A 15,246-nucleotide genomic window follows, 5' to 3' on the forward strand; every position below is an offset into this window, starting at 1 on the left:
TACAATACAGGAACGTTACCCTATTGCAATTTAGAAAGGCAAGCTACAATATGCTTTAACGTTCTAAATAGACCTATTTAGACACGACTAGGGAATTTTATGAGTACATCATTATTTTCATTTCGTTCTTTTTTACGACTACTGGCCATGGCCGTGTTGGCAGTCCTGTTCGTCTTGATGATCCAAAACAGCGTCGTGATCAGTAAAGGAAATGAACAAATCCAGACTCGCCAGTTGGAAACTCTGACTAACATCTTGGTCTCCCAAGCCGCACTCTCTGCCAGCAACATGCTGGTTAACGAGGAACAAGAGCGGCTGTTGCAATTAACTGAACAACTGTCCAAAGACCCTCTCGTATTTGATGCAACCATTTATGATGCCGAAGGTGTCAAGCTTGCTTCTAGTCAAAACGCTCAACCTGTTCGCGCCACTTTAGGCCTAGATACCCCTTTAGGTACAGCCAATATCGGACGGCAGCAACTTGTAGAACCTATCGATCATGATGGAAACCAAATTGGTTTTGTAAGAATTACATTTGAGAAAGGACGCGTCACCGCCATTTCCGATCACCACTATCGAAACAGTGATCGCATGATGTATCTCATGATTCTTATTAGCTTTTTCAGTGGTGTGCTGATCAGTTTCCTCATGCGCCGCCAAGTTCGAAAAAGTCGTACCGGTGAAAACCTTCTCCTTAAGAACGTGAACGGATAATCACCGAGCTTTTATTCGCATAAACATCAAATAAAGGTGGCTAAGGTCACCTTTATTTACATTTCCCTGACCAAACTCGTATTGCAACGCGGCTTACTCTTCTTTACTCTGATTCATTCCATCACAGATCAAACTGAGGCAACCTTGCTAAGACGTAACGAAACTCGTCGCGTTATCTGGTCGTTATTGTTAGTTGGATGGCTTCTAGTAAGCTGTTTAGCCAATACAATCAATGGCTACGGCAACGTCACGCCTGTCGTTTCATCAGACTTAGCTTCCTTATCTCAGCCCGTGGACTCGAAGGCTAACTTTGTCCAAGCTACGGCAGACAACGATGATTCCGGGGTATGTGAAAAATCCAAGCAATTACTGAATCAAAGCCATACTGACGGCAATTTAGTGTTCTTGTTGTTTGCCTTCACTATTCTCTTATCTACGCTTCTACAACCCCGTACGCTGCACGATCAACCAGAGCCTCTTCGCCCCCCCAAAGCTCGCCTCCACCTTACTCATTGCGTTTTTCAGGAATAAAAACACGGTATTACCGTTCTATATTTTTATTACTGGAGAAAAATCGTGTTAAAAAAAATTAAATTACGTCTTGCCGTGATTAAATCGTGGTATCTGCTCACACTTTGCTTACTGGCAAGCTTCGCAGTGAACGCGTCACAAACCGTACAAAGTACAGGCTGGATCACCGATCCGAATCACCCGCCGGCCTCGCTCAGATTTATGCTAACTGGCGCACAAGATCCTTCTGCACGTCAAATAGAAGCCGTGCTTGAAGTTCAACTTGAACCTGAATGGAAGACATACTGGCGTAGCCCAGGTGAAGGCGGCGTTGCGCCTACTTTAGACTGGTCAAACTCAAGTAACATTGCCGACTTGCAGTGGCATTGGCCCGCGCCCAACTACTATGAGTTGTTAGGGGTAACGACATTAGGCTACCAATCGCAAGTCGCTTTTCCTATTACCATCACGTTAGAAGATGAGACCAAGCCTGCTGTCTTAGACGCCTCGTTACGAATGGCCTCCTGCACAACCATATGCGTGATAACGGATTACCCTATCAAGCTTCCTTTTACTCCACAGGAACTGCGCTTAAATCAAGAAGCCATGTTCCTCTATAGTCAAGGCATGAGCAATACGCCTAAACAGACCCAACAAGTGTCCATCGAAGGCACTTATTGGGATCAAGCTAACCAAACACTGACAGTTGAATTAAGTCAATCAGGTCAATGGCAATCCCCAAGACTGTTCGTTGATGGAAAGGCCATAACTGACGAATACTTCGAACAACCAACCATACACCTAGAAGAGCAAACCTTAACTGCAACCTTTAAAGTCAGTAACTGGTTAGGGGAAGCCGACCTGACTAATAAACCGATAACGCTCACCGTGGCAGATGACACGCTTGCGGTCGAACTTAACACCGACATAAGCGCCGTACCATTTCAATCGAATATAACGACAACAACAGAGCATAGCTTATTCGTCATGCTGGGATTTGCGCTCCTTGGTGGCTTAATTCTTAACTTAATGCCCTGTGTACTACCTGTTTTAGGGATGAAATTGAATAGCATCGTGAGCGCACAGAATTTACCTCTTGCTCACGTAAGGCGCTCCTTTATTGCGTCTGCTCTGGGCATTGTCTCTTCCTTTGCGTTACTCGCGGTAGGCATCAGTGCCTTAAAACTTGGCGGTCAAGCCATTGGGTGGGGAATACAATTCCAAAATGGCTGGTTCATCGGATTTATGTTTGTTGTGACCCTCGCGTTTGCGGCTAACCTTTTCGGTTTTTTTGAACTACAGCTGCCATCTAAGCTGAATACTTGGCTAGCAAGGCAAGGGGACAACTCATATTTGGGTCATTACGTGCAAGGCGCATTTGCAACCTTGTTAGCGACCCCATGCAGTGCTCCGTTCCTTGGCACAGCAGTGGCGTATGCCCTTGGCGCATCCTATACCGAGTTATGGCTGATCTTTCTGGCACTAGGACTCGGTATGAGTGGCCCGTGGATACTACTGGCGATCAGACCGAAACTGATCACCTTGCTTCCAAAACCCGGCGCGTGGATGTTTAGAGTGAAAATGGTGTTTGCCGTGCTCATGTTGGCAACCAGTCTGTGGCTTGCCAGCTTACTAAGCCCTTTTATAGGCCAAGCTGCCATGCTCTTACTCATTGCTTTAGTACTGCTTGCCTTAATTATTTGGGTGCGTATCAAGCACGGGACAAAAGCCTTGCTCCTGATACTAGCAAGCATCGCGTTCTTTCTCGGTGCTGGGTTGGTCGTGGGCAGCGTTACCGCAAAACATTGGTCAACGCCAATTGTCGATGATCTAAACTGGCAGCCGCTAAATGCAGACGAAATCCCGACTCTTGTCGCACAAGGGAAAACCGTTTTTGTGGATGTCACCGCAGACTGGTGTATCACATGTAAAGCCAACAAAATCGGTGTGATTTTGCAAGATCCCGTCTATTCAGCTCTCGGGGATCAAAATATTGTGTTAATGAAAGGAGACTGGACGACACCGAGTGATTCTGTAACGAAATTCCTGCAAAGCCACCAAAGGTATGGCGTGCCATTTAACATCGTCTATGGGCCATCTTCGGCACAAGGTATTCCTCTACCCGTCATCTTAAACAGTGAAGACGTTGTCTCGGCTATTCATGCAGCCGATCTTGACTCTTCTTCCACGCAGAATCGAGGTGAGTGATGTATTACGCGAATGAAAAAAATAATTTACCTAGTCAAAAACCAAAGAAAGGACTCAAGGGCTGGATAAAAGAAATCACATCAATGCTCATTGTAATGACGCTGATCTCAACCGCCGCAAATTGGTTCTTTACCCGTGATATGCCATCTGGTGTGGCGCCGAGTATCGTCGGCCACACGTTAGACGGCCAGCCTGTCAATGTGGCTCAGTTAAGCAAAGACAAACCCGTAATTGTGTACTTTTGGGCAACGTGGTGCGGCGCATGTAAGTTTGTTAGCCCCGTCATTGAGTTCATAGCTCAAAACAATACGGAGCAATCCAAACATATTTTTAGTGTTGCACTTTCATCAGGCAGTGACGAGCGTGTGCAACGATTTATGACAGCAAAAGAATACCAGTTTGCGGTACTCAATGACCAAAATGGTCAGTTAAGCCGAGACTGGAATATTAGTGTGACACCCACTGTCGTTGTCATAGAACAAGGTGAAATCAAAAGTATCGCCACCGGTGTTACAGCCGCCGTATCGATTTGGTTCCGCTCTCTATTTATGTGATCGTTACCAAACTCGACTCGATAATAATTTAGCTCTGGCTGATTTTCGAAGAGACAGAGAAATAGGAAAAGACAATGAAAATAATGATTCGTACCAGCGCCTTGATCTTTCTACTTAGCCAGTCAAGTTCGTTACTGGCATCACCGCTTTCTAGCACACAACAAACCCAGCTTCGTGAAATTGAGGTGATCTTAAAAAGCGAACCGCAACTGATTGAACAACTACACCAAAGCTTAACTAACTATGTCAGTAGCCAAAATCAGTTTGAGAACAACTTAGCCCAGCATCGTGACTGGCTTTTTAACAACCCGATTCATCCATTTTATGGTAACCCTGATGCTAAGCATGTCATCATCAACTTTACTGATCATAACTGTCCTTACTGTAAAAAACTGGAAAGTGCACTGGAACAATTAGTAAAAGAGCGAAGTGACATTAAAGTGATCAACGTATACGTGCCCATTAAACATATGATGAGTCAGCAGCAATCTATCAGCGCTGCGCAATACGCATTAAACGTGTGGCAACAATCACCGAATGATTACGCCAAAGTTGACAAACTACTGTTCGCCAATCGCAGTATGCACAATTCAGAGTCAATTAATAAAGTGGCGAAAGCAACGAATACTCAATCGCTTCTTGTCGAAGACAAAGCACTAAAGCAAGCGGTAGAAAAAAACTATCAAGTATTTCAAGATCTTGGATTACGAGGCACCCCTGCCATGTTAATTAATGATCAAGTTCTCGCAGGTTACATGCCTTATGAGCAGCTTAAGCCTGTCTTAGCTAAAGAGTTTCCGCAGTAATAAAAAAGCCGAGCCCCTTTAACGGGCTCGGCTTTTTAATAATGAAGAGTTCAGATAGGTTGACTTAATTAGTCACCAAGTAACACTGAATCTAACGCAATTTCCATCATTTCATTAAACGTCGTTGCACGTTCTTCTGACGTGGTTTGTTCGCCTGTTTTAATGTGATCAGATACCGTGCAAATCGCGAGTGCTTTCGCGCCGTATTCCGCCGCAACGCCGTAGATTCCGGCCGCTTCCATTTCAACACCTACGATGCCGTATTTATCCATCACTTCAAACATTTCTGGATCTGGCGTATAAAAAAGCTCAGCAGAGAACAAATTACCCACTTTGACGTTAATGCCACGAGCTTTAGCTGCTTCTTCAGCATTGCGCACCATCTCGTAATCTGCAATCGCCGCAAAATCATGATCTTTAAAGCGAATACGGTTTACTTTTGAGTCCGTACACGCGCCCATACCAATCACGACATCGCGAACTTTGATGTCTTCATTGACTGCACCACAACTGCCCACACGGATGATCTTCTTGACGCCAAAGTCTTTGATAAGCTCTGTCGCATAAATAGAACAAGATGGAATGCCCATACCATGTCCCATAACAGAGATCTTACGGCCTTTGTAGGTACCCGTGTAACCGTACATGCTGCGAACATCACATACCTGAACTGCGTCGTCTAAAAACGTTTCAGCAATATATTTGGCACGTAATGGGTCACCCGGCATCAGTACGACGTCAGCAAAGTCACCCATTTCAGCGTTAATATGTGGAGTAGCCATTGAAGTTGTCCTTGTTGAAAATAAAATTCTAAATTCGAGGAGCTAAGTACTAAGCCACTTAGCGCTTAGTACTTAGGATTTCGTACCTAATTTATAGGAAGCTTTTGCCGTATTCCATGTCAGATGTACCAAAGTAGCTTGCTAAACTCTGGCCAATATCCGCAAACGTATCACGTAGGCCAAGTGAACCCGCAGGTACTTGCTTACCGTAAACCAAGACTGGGATGTGCTCACGAGTATGATCGCTGCCCGGCCAAGTCGGATCACAACCGTGATCGGCGGTCATAATTAATACGTCTTCTTCTTCCATCAACTCTAACACTTCAGGCAAACGCGTATCGAAATACTCAAGCGCCGCAGCGTAACCAGCTACATCACGACGGTGACCATAAGCTGAATCGAAATCAACAAAGTTAGTGAAAACGATGGTGTTGTCGCCTGCAACTTTAATTTGTTCTAAAGTCGATTCAAACAGCGCAGGAATACCGGTCGCTTTAAATTTCTGAGTAATACCACAACCCGCATAAATATCAGAAATCTTACCGATAGAAACCACTTCACCGTTTTTCTCTTCAACCAGTTTAGACAGCACAGTTTTTGCTGGCGGCTCAACAGAGAGATCTCGACGGTTACCGGTACGAGCAAACTCACCCACTTTGTTGCCAACAAATGGACGAGCGATAACGCGGCCAATGTTGTAATCTTCTAATTCTTCACGAACAATCTGACAAAGATCTAATAGATTTTGCAAACCGTACGTTTCTTCATGACAGGCGATTTGGAATACTGAATCAGCCGAAGTATAAAAAATTGGCTTGCCAGAAGCCATGTGCTCTTCGGCAAGATCATCAAGAACTTGTGTTCCTGATGCATGACAGTTACCTAGGTAACCCGGTAGATTTGCACGTTTCACGATACGATCAAGCAGCTCTTGAGGGAAACTGTTCGTTTTCTCAGTAAAGTAGCCCCAATCAAATAGAACTGGCACACCTGCAATTTCCCAGTGGCCCGATGGGGTATCTTTGCCTGAAGAGATTTCAGCTGCATGGCCATAAGCACCAATAATCTCAGCATTCTCGTCTAGCCCTGCTGGGAAGCTACCGGTCGACTCTTTTGAAGCCAGACCTAACCCCATTTTTGACAAGTTAGGCAGTGTGAGTGGCCCACTACGATCAGCGTTATCCGCTAAACCTTTAGCACAGTGCTCTGCAATGTGCCCAAGTGTATCTGCACCTACATCACCAAATTTAACCGCATCGGCTGTCGCGCCAATACCAAAGGAATCTAATACTAATATAAATGTTCTTTTCATCGTTCTCTCCACCAAACTTTATACGTCTTCCGCACGGATCTGACGGTAAACATCTGGAGTTGGGTTATAAGGGGTGTCGCCCACAGTCATTGCTTCTTGCAGTGCGTTTGCTGCTTCTTGCCACTGCTCTTCTGTGCGAGCATGAATTATTGCTAACGGTTTATTCGCATCTGCGACTTCACCTAAACGAATAAAGCCATCAAAACCTACTGCGTAGTCGATACGGTCTGTGGCAACACGGCGTCCACCGCCCATACCAACAACGGCCATACCAATAGCACGCGTATCCATTGCTGAAACAATACCACTTTGTTTCGCAAATACCGGTTTAATGATCTCAGCTTTATCCAAATAATTATCGTAATTTGCGACAAAATCAGCAGGGCCGCCAAGGCCTGCAACCATTTTGCCAAAACACTCCGCCGCTTTGCCGTTATCTAAAACAGTCATGAGCTTATCGCGAGCATCTTCTGAATCTGTTGCCAGTTTTCCAAGTACTAGCATTTCGGCACAAGAAGCCAAAGTAATCTCTAACAAGCGAGGGTTTCGGTATTCGCCAGTTAGGAATTGAACCGCTTCTCGTACTTCTACTGCGTTACCTGCAGATGAGGCCAATACTTGGTTCATATCGGTTAAAATTGCGGTCGTTTTAGTGCCAGCACCGTTGGCAACAGCCACGATAGATTTTGCTAACTCTTCTGAAGCTTCGTAGGTTGGCATAAACGCGCCAGAACCCACTTTTACGTCCATCACGAGTGAATCTAAACCCGCAGCCAGTTTCTTAGACAAAATAGACGCCGTGATCAGTGAAATATTATCAACGGTTGCCGTAATGTCACGAGTCGCGTAGACACGCTTATCTGCAGGGGCTAAGTCGCCAGTTTGACCAATAATAGCCACTCCAGCGTCTTTGGTTACGGCACCAAACTTATCGTTATTTGGCGTGATGTTATAACCTGGAATTGACTCTAGCTTATCTAACGTCCCGCCAGTGTGACCAAGACCACGACCAGAGATCATAGGAACGAAACCACCACATGCTGCCACCATAGGGCCAAGCATTAAAGAAGTTACGTCACCAACACCACCGGTTGAATGTTTGTCAACAATTGGGCCATCAAAATTCATGTGGCTCCAATCAATAACCATACCTGAATCACGCATTGCACAAGTCAGTGCTATTCGTTCTGGCATGGTCATTTCATTAAAAAAGATGGTCATTGCGAAGGCGGCGATTTGGCCTTCTGACACCGTGTCTTTTGCAACACCTTGGATAAAGAAATCAATTTCTTCTTTTGTGAGTACTTCACCATCACGTTTTTTGCGGATTATTTCTTGAGGTAAAAATGTTTGTGTTAAAGACATTAGCTACTCCTCAGCTCGATCGGCTGAATATTAATTGTAGGGTATGAGAGACAAAATGGGGTTTGTTAACCCCACCTTGTAAGTTTCAAATTAGTAAGCGGCTGGATCCGCTACTTGGTCTGAAACTTCTAATGTATTTAGCAGGCTTGTTAGTAGGCTTGAAGCACCAAAACGGTAGTGCATGTTATCAGCCCAATCCGCACCTAACAGCTCATCAGCCATTGATAGGTATAGCGCCGCATCTTCAGCAGTACGAACGCCACCAGCAGGCTTAAAGCCAACTGTTTTAGCTACACCCATATCGCGAATCACTTCAAGCATCATGCGTGCGTATTCTGGCGTTGCGTTTTCTGGCACTTTACCAGTCGAAGTTTTGATGAAGTTGGCGCCGGCCTCAATACAGATTTGAGATGCTTTCTTGATCAATGCTTCTTCTTTCAATTCGCCTGTTTCGATAATTACTTTCAGTAAAATATCGCCACACGCCGCTTTACACTGTTTAACCAGTTCAAAGCCAACTTCCTCATTACCCGCCATCAGTGCACGGTAAGGGAATACCACGTCAACTTCATCAGCGCCGTAAGCAACGGCAGCTTTAGTTTCAGCAACTGCGATAGCAATATCATCGTTACCGTGTGGGAAGTTTGTTACTGTCGCAATGCGCACTTCTGGTGTGCCTTGCTCGCGTAGAGTTTTCTTCGCAATAGGAATAAAGCGAGGGTAAATGCAGATTGCAGCTGTGTTGCCTACCGCTGTTTTCGCATCATGACAAAGTGCGATCACTTTTTCGTCAGTGTCGTTGTCATTTAGCGTTGTTAAATCCATCAATTTTAGCGCACGTAGAGCAGCTGCTTTTAAATCGCTCATTTCTATCTCCGATCAGTATATTCAATTAGTAAAAAATTTAGCCCAAACTATTTGGGATCAACTTTGTCACAACATGAACGGACTTGGTTCCTTGAAGACTCAGACCTATCTGAAGGTCTAATTGCTATCCCTGTCACCGCACAGTACCAGTTTGGCCTATGGCACAGCAGCTTTTGACCGCTGTGTCTAACGTGTATATAACGCCGATCGCCAAGGAGTAATATACTCTTGTCTTGGCTCTTAGTCCTACATCCTGTAAGAGTAAGTTTCAGCTAAAAAACTTCTCAATAATCCATTGATAAGTAATGCCACCTAAGTACACCCCGACAATTCCCATCACTCCAGAGAGAACGGGCGGTGCCGGTATTGGCAACTTGATGACTGAAAACAGGATGCCAACAGCAAACCCAGCGAGTGTTGCAATGATTACTTCGTTCATCACGGAGTACCCTAGTTTCCATAGTTATATACAGTATAGTGATTCCTTCAAAAACTGTAGTGCCATGTAAGGCGCAAACGGTTTGTATCTCAAAAAAACACGAAGTACGAAGTACTAAGTCCTAAACTCTAAGTCCTAAGCTCTAAATTCTAAGCTCTAAACTTCGCTTTCATACTTCGCTTTTAGTACTTCGCTTTTAGTACTTCGCTTTTAGCACTTCACATCCCTAAAACAAAAAAAACCCGCAGCAATTTCTTGCTACGAGGTTTTTTATAAAGTGGCGTCTATATAATTCTAACTATTCAATTAGAAAGATAGGAAGAAGCCAGCAATTGTCGCTGCCATCAGGTTAGATAGAGTACCAGCTGCTACCGCTTTCACACCCATCTTAGCGATGTCGTGACGACGGTTAGGAGCAATACCACCTAGACCACCTAGTAGAATCGCAATAGAAGAAAGGTTTGCGAAACCACATAGAGCGAACGAGATAATTGCTTGCGTCTTCTCAGACATTACTTTACCTGTTTCCGCTACGATTTGAGCGTTATCACCCACGTAAGGAACAAAGTTCAAGTAAGCTACGAATTCGTTAACAACGGTTTTTTGACCAATGAAAGTACCAGCAATAGTTGCTTCTTCCCATGGAACACCGATAACAAACGCAAGAGGTGCGAAGATCCAACCTAGAAGCATTTCTAGAGTTAGTTCAGGCATACCAACCCAACCGCCAACACCACCAAGGATGCCGTTGATTAGAGCGATAAGGCCGATGAATGCTAGTAGCATTGCACCAACGTTTAGAGCAAGTTGAAGACCAACTGCTGCGCCGCCTGCTGCTGCGTCAATAACGTTAGCAGGTTTGTCGTCGCCGCCGTCGATATCGTTACCTAGATTTTCATCTGGAGTATCGGTTTCAGGCTTGATGATTTTAGCAAACAGTAGACCACCAGGTGCCGCCATGAATGACGCTGCAACCAAGTACTCTAGTGGAACACCCATAGATGCATAACCTGCTAGTACACCACCAGCAACAGATGCAAGGCCACCACACATAACAGCGAATAGCTCAGACTGAGTCATCTTAGGAACAAACGGACGAACCACTAGAGGTGCTTCAGTTTGACCTACGAAAATGTTAGCTGCTGCAGACATTGATTCGGCGCGAGAAGTGCCAAGTGCTTTTTGAAGACCACCACCAAGAACTTTGATTACGATCTGCATTGCACCAATGTAGTAAAGTACAGAGATAAGTGCAGAGAAGAAAATCAATGTTGGTAGTACTTGGAAAGCAAAAATGAAGCCGATGCCGTCTACAGAGAAGTTAACTAAGCTTCCGAAAAGGAAACCAGTACCGTCTTTACCGTAGTCGATAACGTTAGCAACACCAGCAGAAAAACCTGCTAGAAGGTCGCGACCCCAAGGTACATAAAGAACGAATGCACCGAGTAAAAATTGGATGGCAAAAGCGCCAGCCACTGTTCTGATATTAATAGCTTTGCGGTTGTCTGACAGTAGTACTGCAATTAAAATCAGTACGACCATGCCGACGAGGCTCATAAACAGGCTCATAGTTTATGACTTCCTTATTAGTTATTGATTGGCGTGTTACAAAATGGGGTTTATTAAATCCGAGCTAATTATAAGCGCCAATGACATAAGAAAGTAATGCTAGAGTCACACTTCAGCGTAACTTTTTACCTCCAATTACCCATATATGTGACCAAAATCACACTACGCAAACGTATGCTCGATCATTTTCACATTGAACATCGAACTTATTCACATTTTGAGAAGAGATTATTGCTTTTAAACCAGATCTGCGCTGCAATCGTTTGCTTTGATTCGGCTCTCAAATTGTTAAATTCATTTAACACGAAGCGCAACATTTTGGGATGATTAGCTTGACCTTGGTAGCCAAATATAGGCATGTCTGGCGCATCGGTTTCTAGTAGCACACTATCGAGTGGTAAACGGCTAACGGTATCTCTTGTCTTTTTCGCTCTTGGGTAGGTAATAGTACCGCCGATACCAATAGAAAACCCCAAATCTATCCAGTCGTGTGCTTGCTGTAAGCTACCGCTGAATCCATGAATCACCCCGCCACATGTAAATTGGCTCGCTCTTAAACGTTTTATGAGTTCTTGATGAGATTTTCTCTGATGTACAACCATTGGCAGATGATGTGCTGCCGCAAGCGCAATTTGGCTTTCAAATAGATGCAGCTGTTTTGTTTTATCAAGATCAGCAATTGCGAAATCTAAACCACACTCACCGACCGCAACGCAACTGGCTTGTTTTTGGGATAATCGCTGTTCTAGCTGTAATAAATGTTCGTCTTTATGATCGTGACTAAAATAAGGGTGCAGACCTAAGGCATAGCTAACATTATCAAACTGGCAGGATAAATCAGAAACAGCTTGCCAGTTAGAGAAACCAACACTGGGCACCATGACTTTTTCAACACCAGCAAGCTTGGCGTCCAATAAAACTTGAGCGGGATCCCCTAGCCTCTCAAAGTCCAAATGGCAATGTGTATCGAACAACGGAAACTCACTGCTCATCAGGCACTTTATCTCTGGCGTTATCCTTAGCACTCGCAGGATCGGCTCTATATGGAACACAAGAGCGCTTGTTTTCTGGTGTCAGCCCCATAGACTCACACCACTCATCATACCGCTTCAACCACTTCTTAAACCAACTGCTCATCACCCCTCCCTCCACACCACTTCGCTCTTAATACTTCGCTCTTAATACTTCGCTTTTAGTACTTCGCTTTTAGTACTTCGCTTTTAGCACTTAGCTTTTAGCACTTCCCCCCTAGCCTTTTCATCCAAAAAAAACGCCCATTGACGAATCAATAGGCGTTAATCATAGCTTAAGTTAAGTTTACCTGTCTTTATTAGTGCTCACGAGTGGCTCGGAACTCAACATCAGGGAAACGCTCTTTCGCTAAGTTTAGATTCACCATGGTCGGTGCAACGTAAGAAAGGTTATCACCACCATCCAATGCTAAGTTGGTTTGGTTCTTACGTTTAAACTCTTCTAACATTTTCACGTCATCACATTCGACCCAACGAGCTGTAGCAACGTTAATGCCTTCGTAAATCGCCTCGACGTTATATTCAGACTTCAAACGAGCCACAACCACATCAAACTGAAGCACACCAACCGCACCCACAATAAGGTCGTTGTTTTGCAGCGGACGGAATACCTGTACCGCGCCTTCTTCAGAAAGTTGCACCAAGCCTTTAAGCAGCTGCTTTTGCTTTAGCGGATCTTTTAAACGAATGCGGCGGAACAATTCTGGCGCAAAGTTAGGGATGCCGGCAAACTTCAGGTTTTCACCTTGAGTAAAGGTGTCACCAATTTGAATGGTGCCGTGGTTATGCAAACCTATAATGTCACCCGCAAATGCTTGCTCAGCACGAGAACGGTCACCAGCCATAAAGGTTACTGCGTCCGAGATGCTGACATTCTTGCCAGTACGAACGTGGTTCATCTTCATGCCTTGATTGTACGTGCCTGATACAATACGCATAAAGGCAATACGGTCACGGTGTTTAGGATCCATGTTTGCTTGAATTTTAAAGACGAAACCAGAGAACTTCTCTTCTGTTGCAGTTACATCACGTTGATTCGCTTTACGCGTTTGTGGACCAGGCGCCCATTTAGTTAGACCGTCTAACATATGGTCTACGCCGAAGTTACCAAGAGCTGTACCGAAATACACCGGAGTCAATTCACCCGCTAAGAACAACTCTAGATCGAACTCAGGGCAAGCGCCCATAACAAGCTCTAACTCTTCGCGTACGCTTGATGCTAAGTCTTCACCAACGGCATCATCAAGTTCAGGGTTATCTAACCCCTTAATGATACGTACTTCCTGAATTTCATGACCGTGGCCAGATTCATATAAAATCGTTTCATCACGGTGAATGTGATAAACACCTTTGAACTCTTTACCGCAGCCGATTGGCCAAGAGATTGGCGCACACGCCATACCTAGCTCACTTTCAACTTCGTCTAGCACTTCCATTGGGTCACGCACATCACGGTCAAGTTTGTTCATAAAAGTGACGATAGGCGTATCACGCAAGCGAGTCACTTCCATCAGTTTACGAGTACGATCCTCGACACCTTTGGCCGCATCGATCACCATCAAACATGAATCAACCGCCGTAAGAGTTCGATACGTATCTTCCGAAAAGTCTTCGTGTCCTGGGGTATCCAGTAAGTTAACTAAACATTCGTTATACGGAAACTGCATCACAGACGTAGTCACCGAAATACCACGTTCTTTTTCCATTTCCATCCAGTCAGACTTAGCGTGTTGTTTTGAACCGCGTCCTTTTACTGTGCCGGCTTTTTGGATCGCGTTTCCGAATAACAACACTTTTTCTGTAATGGTGGTCTTACCCGCATCCGGGTGAGAAATGATTGCGAAGGTTCTACGTTTAGACACTTCTTGAACAAATGGAGAATTAGACATCAATGTAATCTTCTTTTTAAGTCATGGTGCTACAGCAATTACGAGACGTAATTACAGCACCTAACATTTGAAATTAGTTTGGCTTTAACACCAACGAACCAACCCACCTATCTTTAACTAGGTGTTGGTAGGCAAGGATAAGACGAGCTAAATAACGTCTATTACATCGGTTCGTATCTTATTGGTGTGAGCGAGTGGCGCAATTGTATGAGATTACAGCGCCGCTTTCCAGCATAGTGTGAACAATTCGAAAAACCGTGGCAGCACCATGAGCCCCACAGAAAATAGATCTATGTCACATTCCATTAAAAAGAGATTGCATATAAAACCACCGATAGCTCATCCTCCCAACATGCGCCGCAAAATTATTGATTAACATGATAAAAAGGACACGAAATAAGAGTATTTTATTTACCATTTTATCAATTTCACTTCACACGGATGAGAGGTGCCATTATGTTCTATAAAATCGCTCTTTTATCAATGATATTAAGTCTGTCTCCATTTGCATTCTCAGAGCCGGGTCCAATCTCATTGGCTGCAACTAACTACCCTCCCTATACTATTATTCAGCAGTTTGGGACGGTAGGCGGTGTCGACGCTGAAATTGTTAAAGCTGCATTTTCACAGCAAAGCCTCCAAATTAGTGTCAGTACGCCCCCTTGGGTTAGAGCGCTAAAAAGCGTAGAACATGGTAAGATCGACGGGCTCTTGAGCTGCACAAAAAACCAACAACGCAGTCAGTTCCTGTACTATTCGTCTCCAATCAATCAAATTACCCGAGGGCTTATTCTAAAAGCGAGCCATCCTCAGCAAGATATTCGTACCTTGAAACAAGCGTCACACCTTAAGATTATAGCCATCAGAAAATGGAGCACACAAACTGAGTTAGAGTCGAAAGGCATTAAACACACGCAAGTGGACACGATTCCTCAGGCACTAGACATGCTATTGATGCGGGATTTTGACGCAATTTACAGTGGTATAGAGAGTATAGGGTATTACGCAAAACAAGCAGACATGGGTGATAAAATCCGCTCTCATACACTGGTATCTCAACCACCAAAGAACCTTTATCTATGCCTAGGAAAAAAAACACCTAACGCTTTAACGATACTAAAACAGTTCAACGCTGGTCTGGTTACTATTAAAAAAAACGGTCAGCTAGACGCAATTTTAAATAAGTACAAACTATAAGGG

The 15,246-nt window shown here is 44.4% G+C and carries 15 protein-coding genes; 6 read left to right on the forward strand and 9 right to left on the reverse strand.

Features of this window, described 5'->3' with window-relative positions; translation table 11 throughout:
* Nucleotides 1-99: 99 nt before the first annotated feature.
* The 5 genes from VTAP4600_RS07250 (at nucleotide 100) to VTAP4600_RS07270 (ending at nucleotide 4,792) form a co-directional block, all read left to right on the forward strand.
* Nucleotides 100-714: a YtjB family periplasmic protein gene (locus tag VTAP4600_RS07250; RefSeq protein ID WP_102522181.1), complete on the forward strand. Its 615-nt coding sequence runs from the start codon at nucleotides 100-102 to the stop codon at nucleotides 712-714.
* 144 nt (nucleotides 715-858) lie between these two features.
* Nucleotides 859-1,245: a hypothetical protein gene (locus VTAP4600_RS07255; protein ID WP_145958559.1), complete on the forward strand. Its 387-nt coding sequence runs from the start codon at nucleotides 859-861 to the stop codon at nucleotides 1,243-1,245.
* Nucleotides 1,246-1,290: 45 nt separating this feature from the next.
* Complete coding sequence (locus tag VTAP4600_RS07260; RefSeq protein WP_231897887.1) at nucleotides 1,291-3,432, forward strand: protein-disulfide reductase DsbD family protein; 2,142 nt, start codon at nucleotides 1,291-1,293, stop codon at nucleotides 3,430-3,432.
* On the forward strand, nucleotides 3,432-3,986 hold the full coding sequence (locus VTAP4600_RS07265; protein ID WP_231897888.1) for a protein disulfide oxidoreductase: 555 nt from the start codon (nucleotides 3,432-3,434) through the stop codon (nucleotides 3,984-3,986). Before VTAP4600_RS07260 ends, VTAP4600_RS07265 begins: the two co-directional genes overlap by 1 nt.
* Before the next feature lie 74 nt (nucleotides 3,987-4,060).
* Complete coding sequence (locus tag VTAP4600_RS07270; protein WP_102522184.1) at nucleotides 4,061-4,792, forward strand: DsbA family protein; 732 nt, start codon at nucleotides 4,061-4,063, stop codon at nucleotides 4,790-4,792.
* 68 nt (nucleotides 4,793-4,860) lie between these two features.
* On the opposite strand, the gene deoD is transcribed toward VTAP4600_RS07270, so the two are convergent.
* The 9 genes from deoD to prfC all read right to left on the reverse strand — a co-directional run bounded on the left by deoD (nucleotide 4,861) and on the right by prfC (nucleotide 14,046).
* Nucleotides 4,861-5,574, reverse strand: a complete 714-nt coding sequence (gene deoD, locus VTAP4600_RS07275; RefSeq protein ID WP_102522185.1) for a purine-nucleoside phosphorylase — start codon at nucleotides 5,572-5,574, stop codon at nucleotides 4,861-4,863.
* Between the two features lie 91 nt (nucleotides 5,575-5,665).
* Nucleotides 5,666-6,886 (reverse strand): phosphopentomutase, encoded by a 1,221-nt coding sequence (locus VTAP4600_RS07280; protein WP_102522186.1) that lies wholly within the window; start codon nucleotides 6,884-6,886, stop codon nucleotides 5,666-5,668.
* A gap of 18 nt (nucleotides 6,887-6,904) precedes the next feature.
* Nucleotides 6,905-8,251, reverse strand: a complete 1,347-nt coding sequence (deoA, locus tag VTAP4600_RS07285) for a thymidine phosphorylase (protein ID WP_102522187.1) — start codon at nucleotides 8,249-8,251, stop codon at nucleotides 6,905-6,907.
* Nucleotides 8,252-8,341: 90 nt separating this feature from the next.
* A complete protein-coding gene (deoC, locus tag VTAP4600_RS07290; protein ID WP_102522188.1) occupies nucleotides 8,342-9,118 on the reverse strand; it encodes a deoxyribose-phosphate aldolase in 777 nt (258 codons plus the stop codon).
* A gap of 268 nt (nucleotides 9,119-9,386) precedes the next feature.
* Nucleotides 9,387-9,557, reverse strand: a complete 171-nt coding sequence (locus VTAP4600_RS07295) for a XapX domain-containing protein (RefSeq protein ID WP_102522189.1) — start codon at nucleotides 9,555-9,557, stop codon at nucleotides 9,387-9,389.
* Nucleotides 9,558-9,863: 306 nt separating this feature from the next.
* Nucleotides 9,864-11,126 carry a NupC/NupG family nucleoside CNT transporter gene (locus VTAP4600_RS07300; RefSeq protein WP_102522190.1) on the reverse strand — a complete coding sequence of 421 codons (1,263 nt, stop codon included), beginning with the start codon at nucleotides 11,124-11,126 and terminating at the stop codon, nucleotides 9,864-9,866.
* Nucleotides 11,127-11,332: 206 nt separating this feature from the next.
* Nucleotides 11,333-12,118: a TatD family hydrolase gene (locus tag VTAP4600_RS07305; protein ID WP_102522191.1), complete on the reverse strand. Its 786-nt coding sequence runs from the start codon at nucleotides 12,116-12,118 to the stop codon at nucleotides 11,333-11,335.
* Nucleotides 12,108-12,263 carry a DUF5363 family protein gene (locus tag VTAP4600_RS25920; protein ID WP_172443089.1) on the reverse strand — a complete coding sequence of 52 codons (156 nt, stop codon included), beginning with the start codon at nucleotides 12,261-12,263 and terminating at the stop codon, nucleotides 12,108-12,110. Before VTAP4600_RS25920 ends, VTAP4600_RS07305 begins: the two co-directional genes overlap by 11 nt.
* Before the next feature lie 193 nt (nucleotides 12,264-12,456).
* On the reverse strand, nucleotides 12,457-14,046 hold the full coding sequence (gene prfC, locus VTAP4600_RS07310) for a peptide chain release factor 3 (RefSeq protein ID WP_102522192.1): 1,590 nt from the start codon (nucleotides 14,044-14,046) through the stop codon (nucleotides 12,457-12,459).
* A 456-nt stretch (nucleotides 14,047-14,502) separates the two neighbouring features.
* Between prfC and VTAP4600_RS07315 the strand changes: the two genes are divergently transcribed.
* Complete coding sequence (locus VTAP4600_RS07315; RefSeq protein WP_172443090.1) at nucleotides 14,503-15,243, forward strand: transporter substrate-binding domain-containing protein; 741 nt, start codon at nucleotides 14,503-14,505, stop codon at nucleotides 15,241-15,243.
* The last annotated feature ends 3 nt before the right edge of the window (nucleotides 15,244-15,246 follow it).

It is taken from the genome of Vibrio tapetis subsp. tapetis (assembly GCF_900233005.1).
GTDB lineage: Bacteria > Pseudomonadota > Gammaproteobacteria > Enterobacterales > Vibrionaceae > Vibrio > Vibrio tapetis.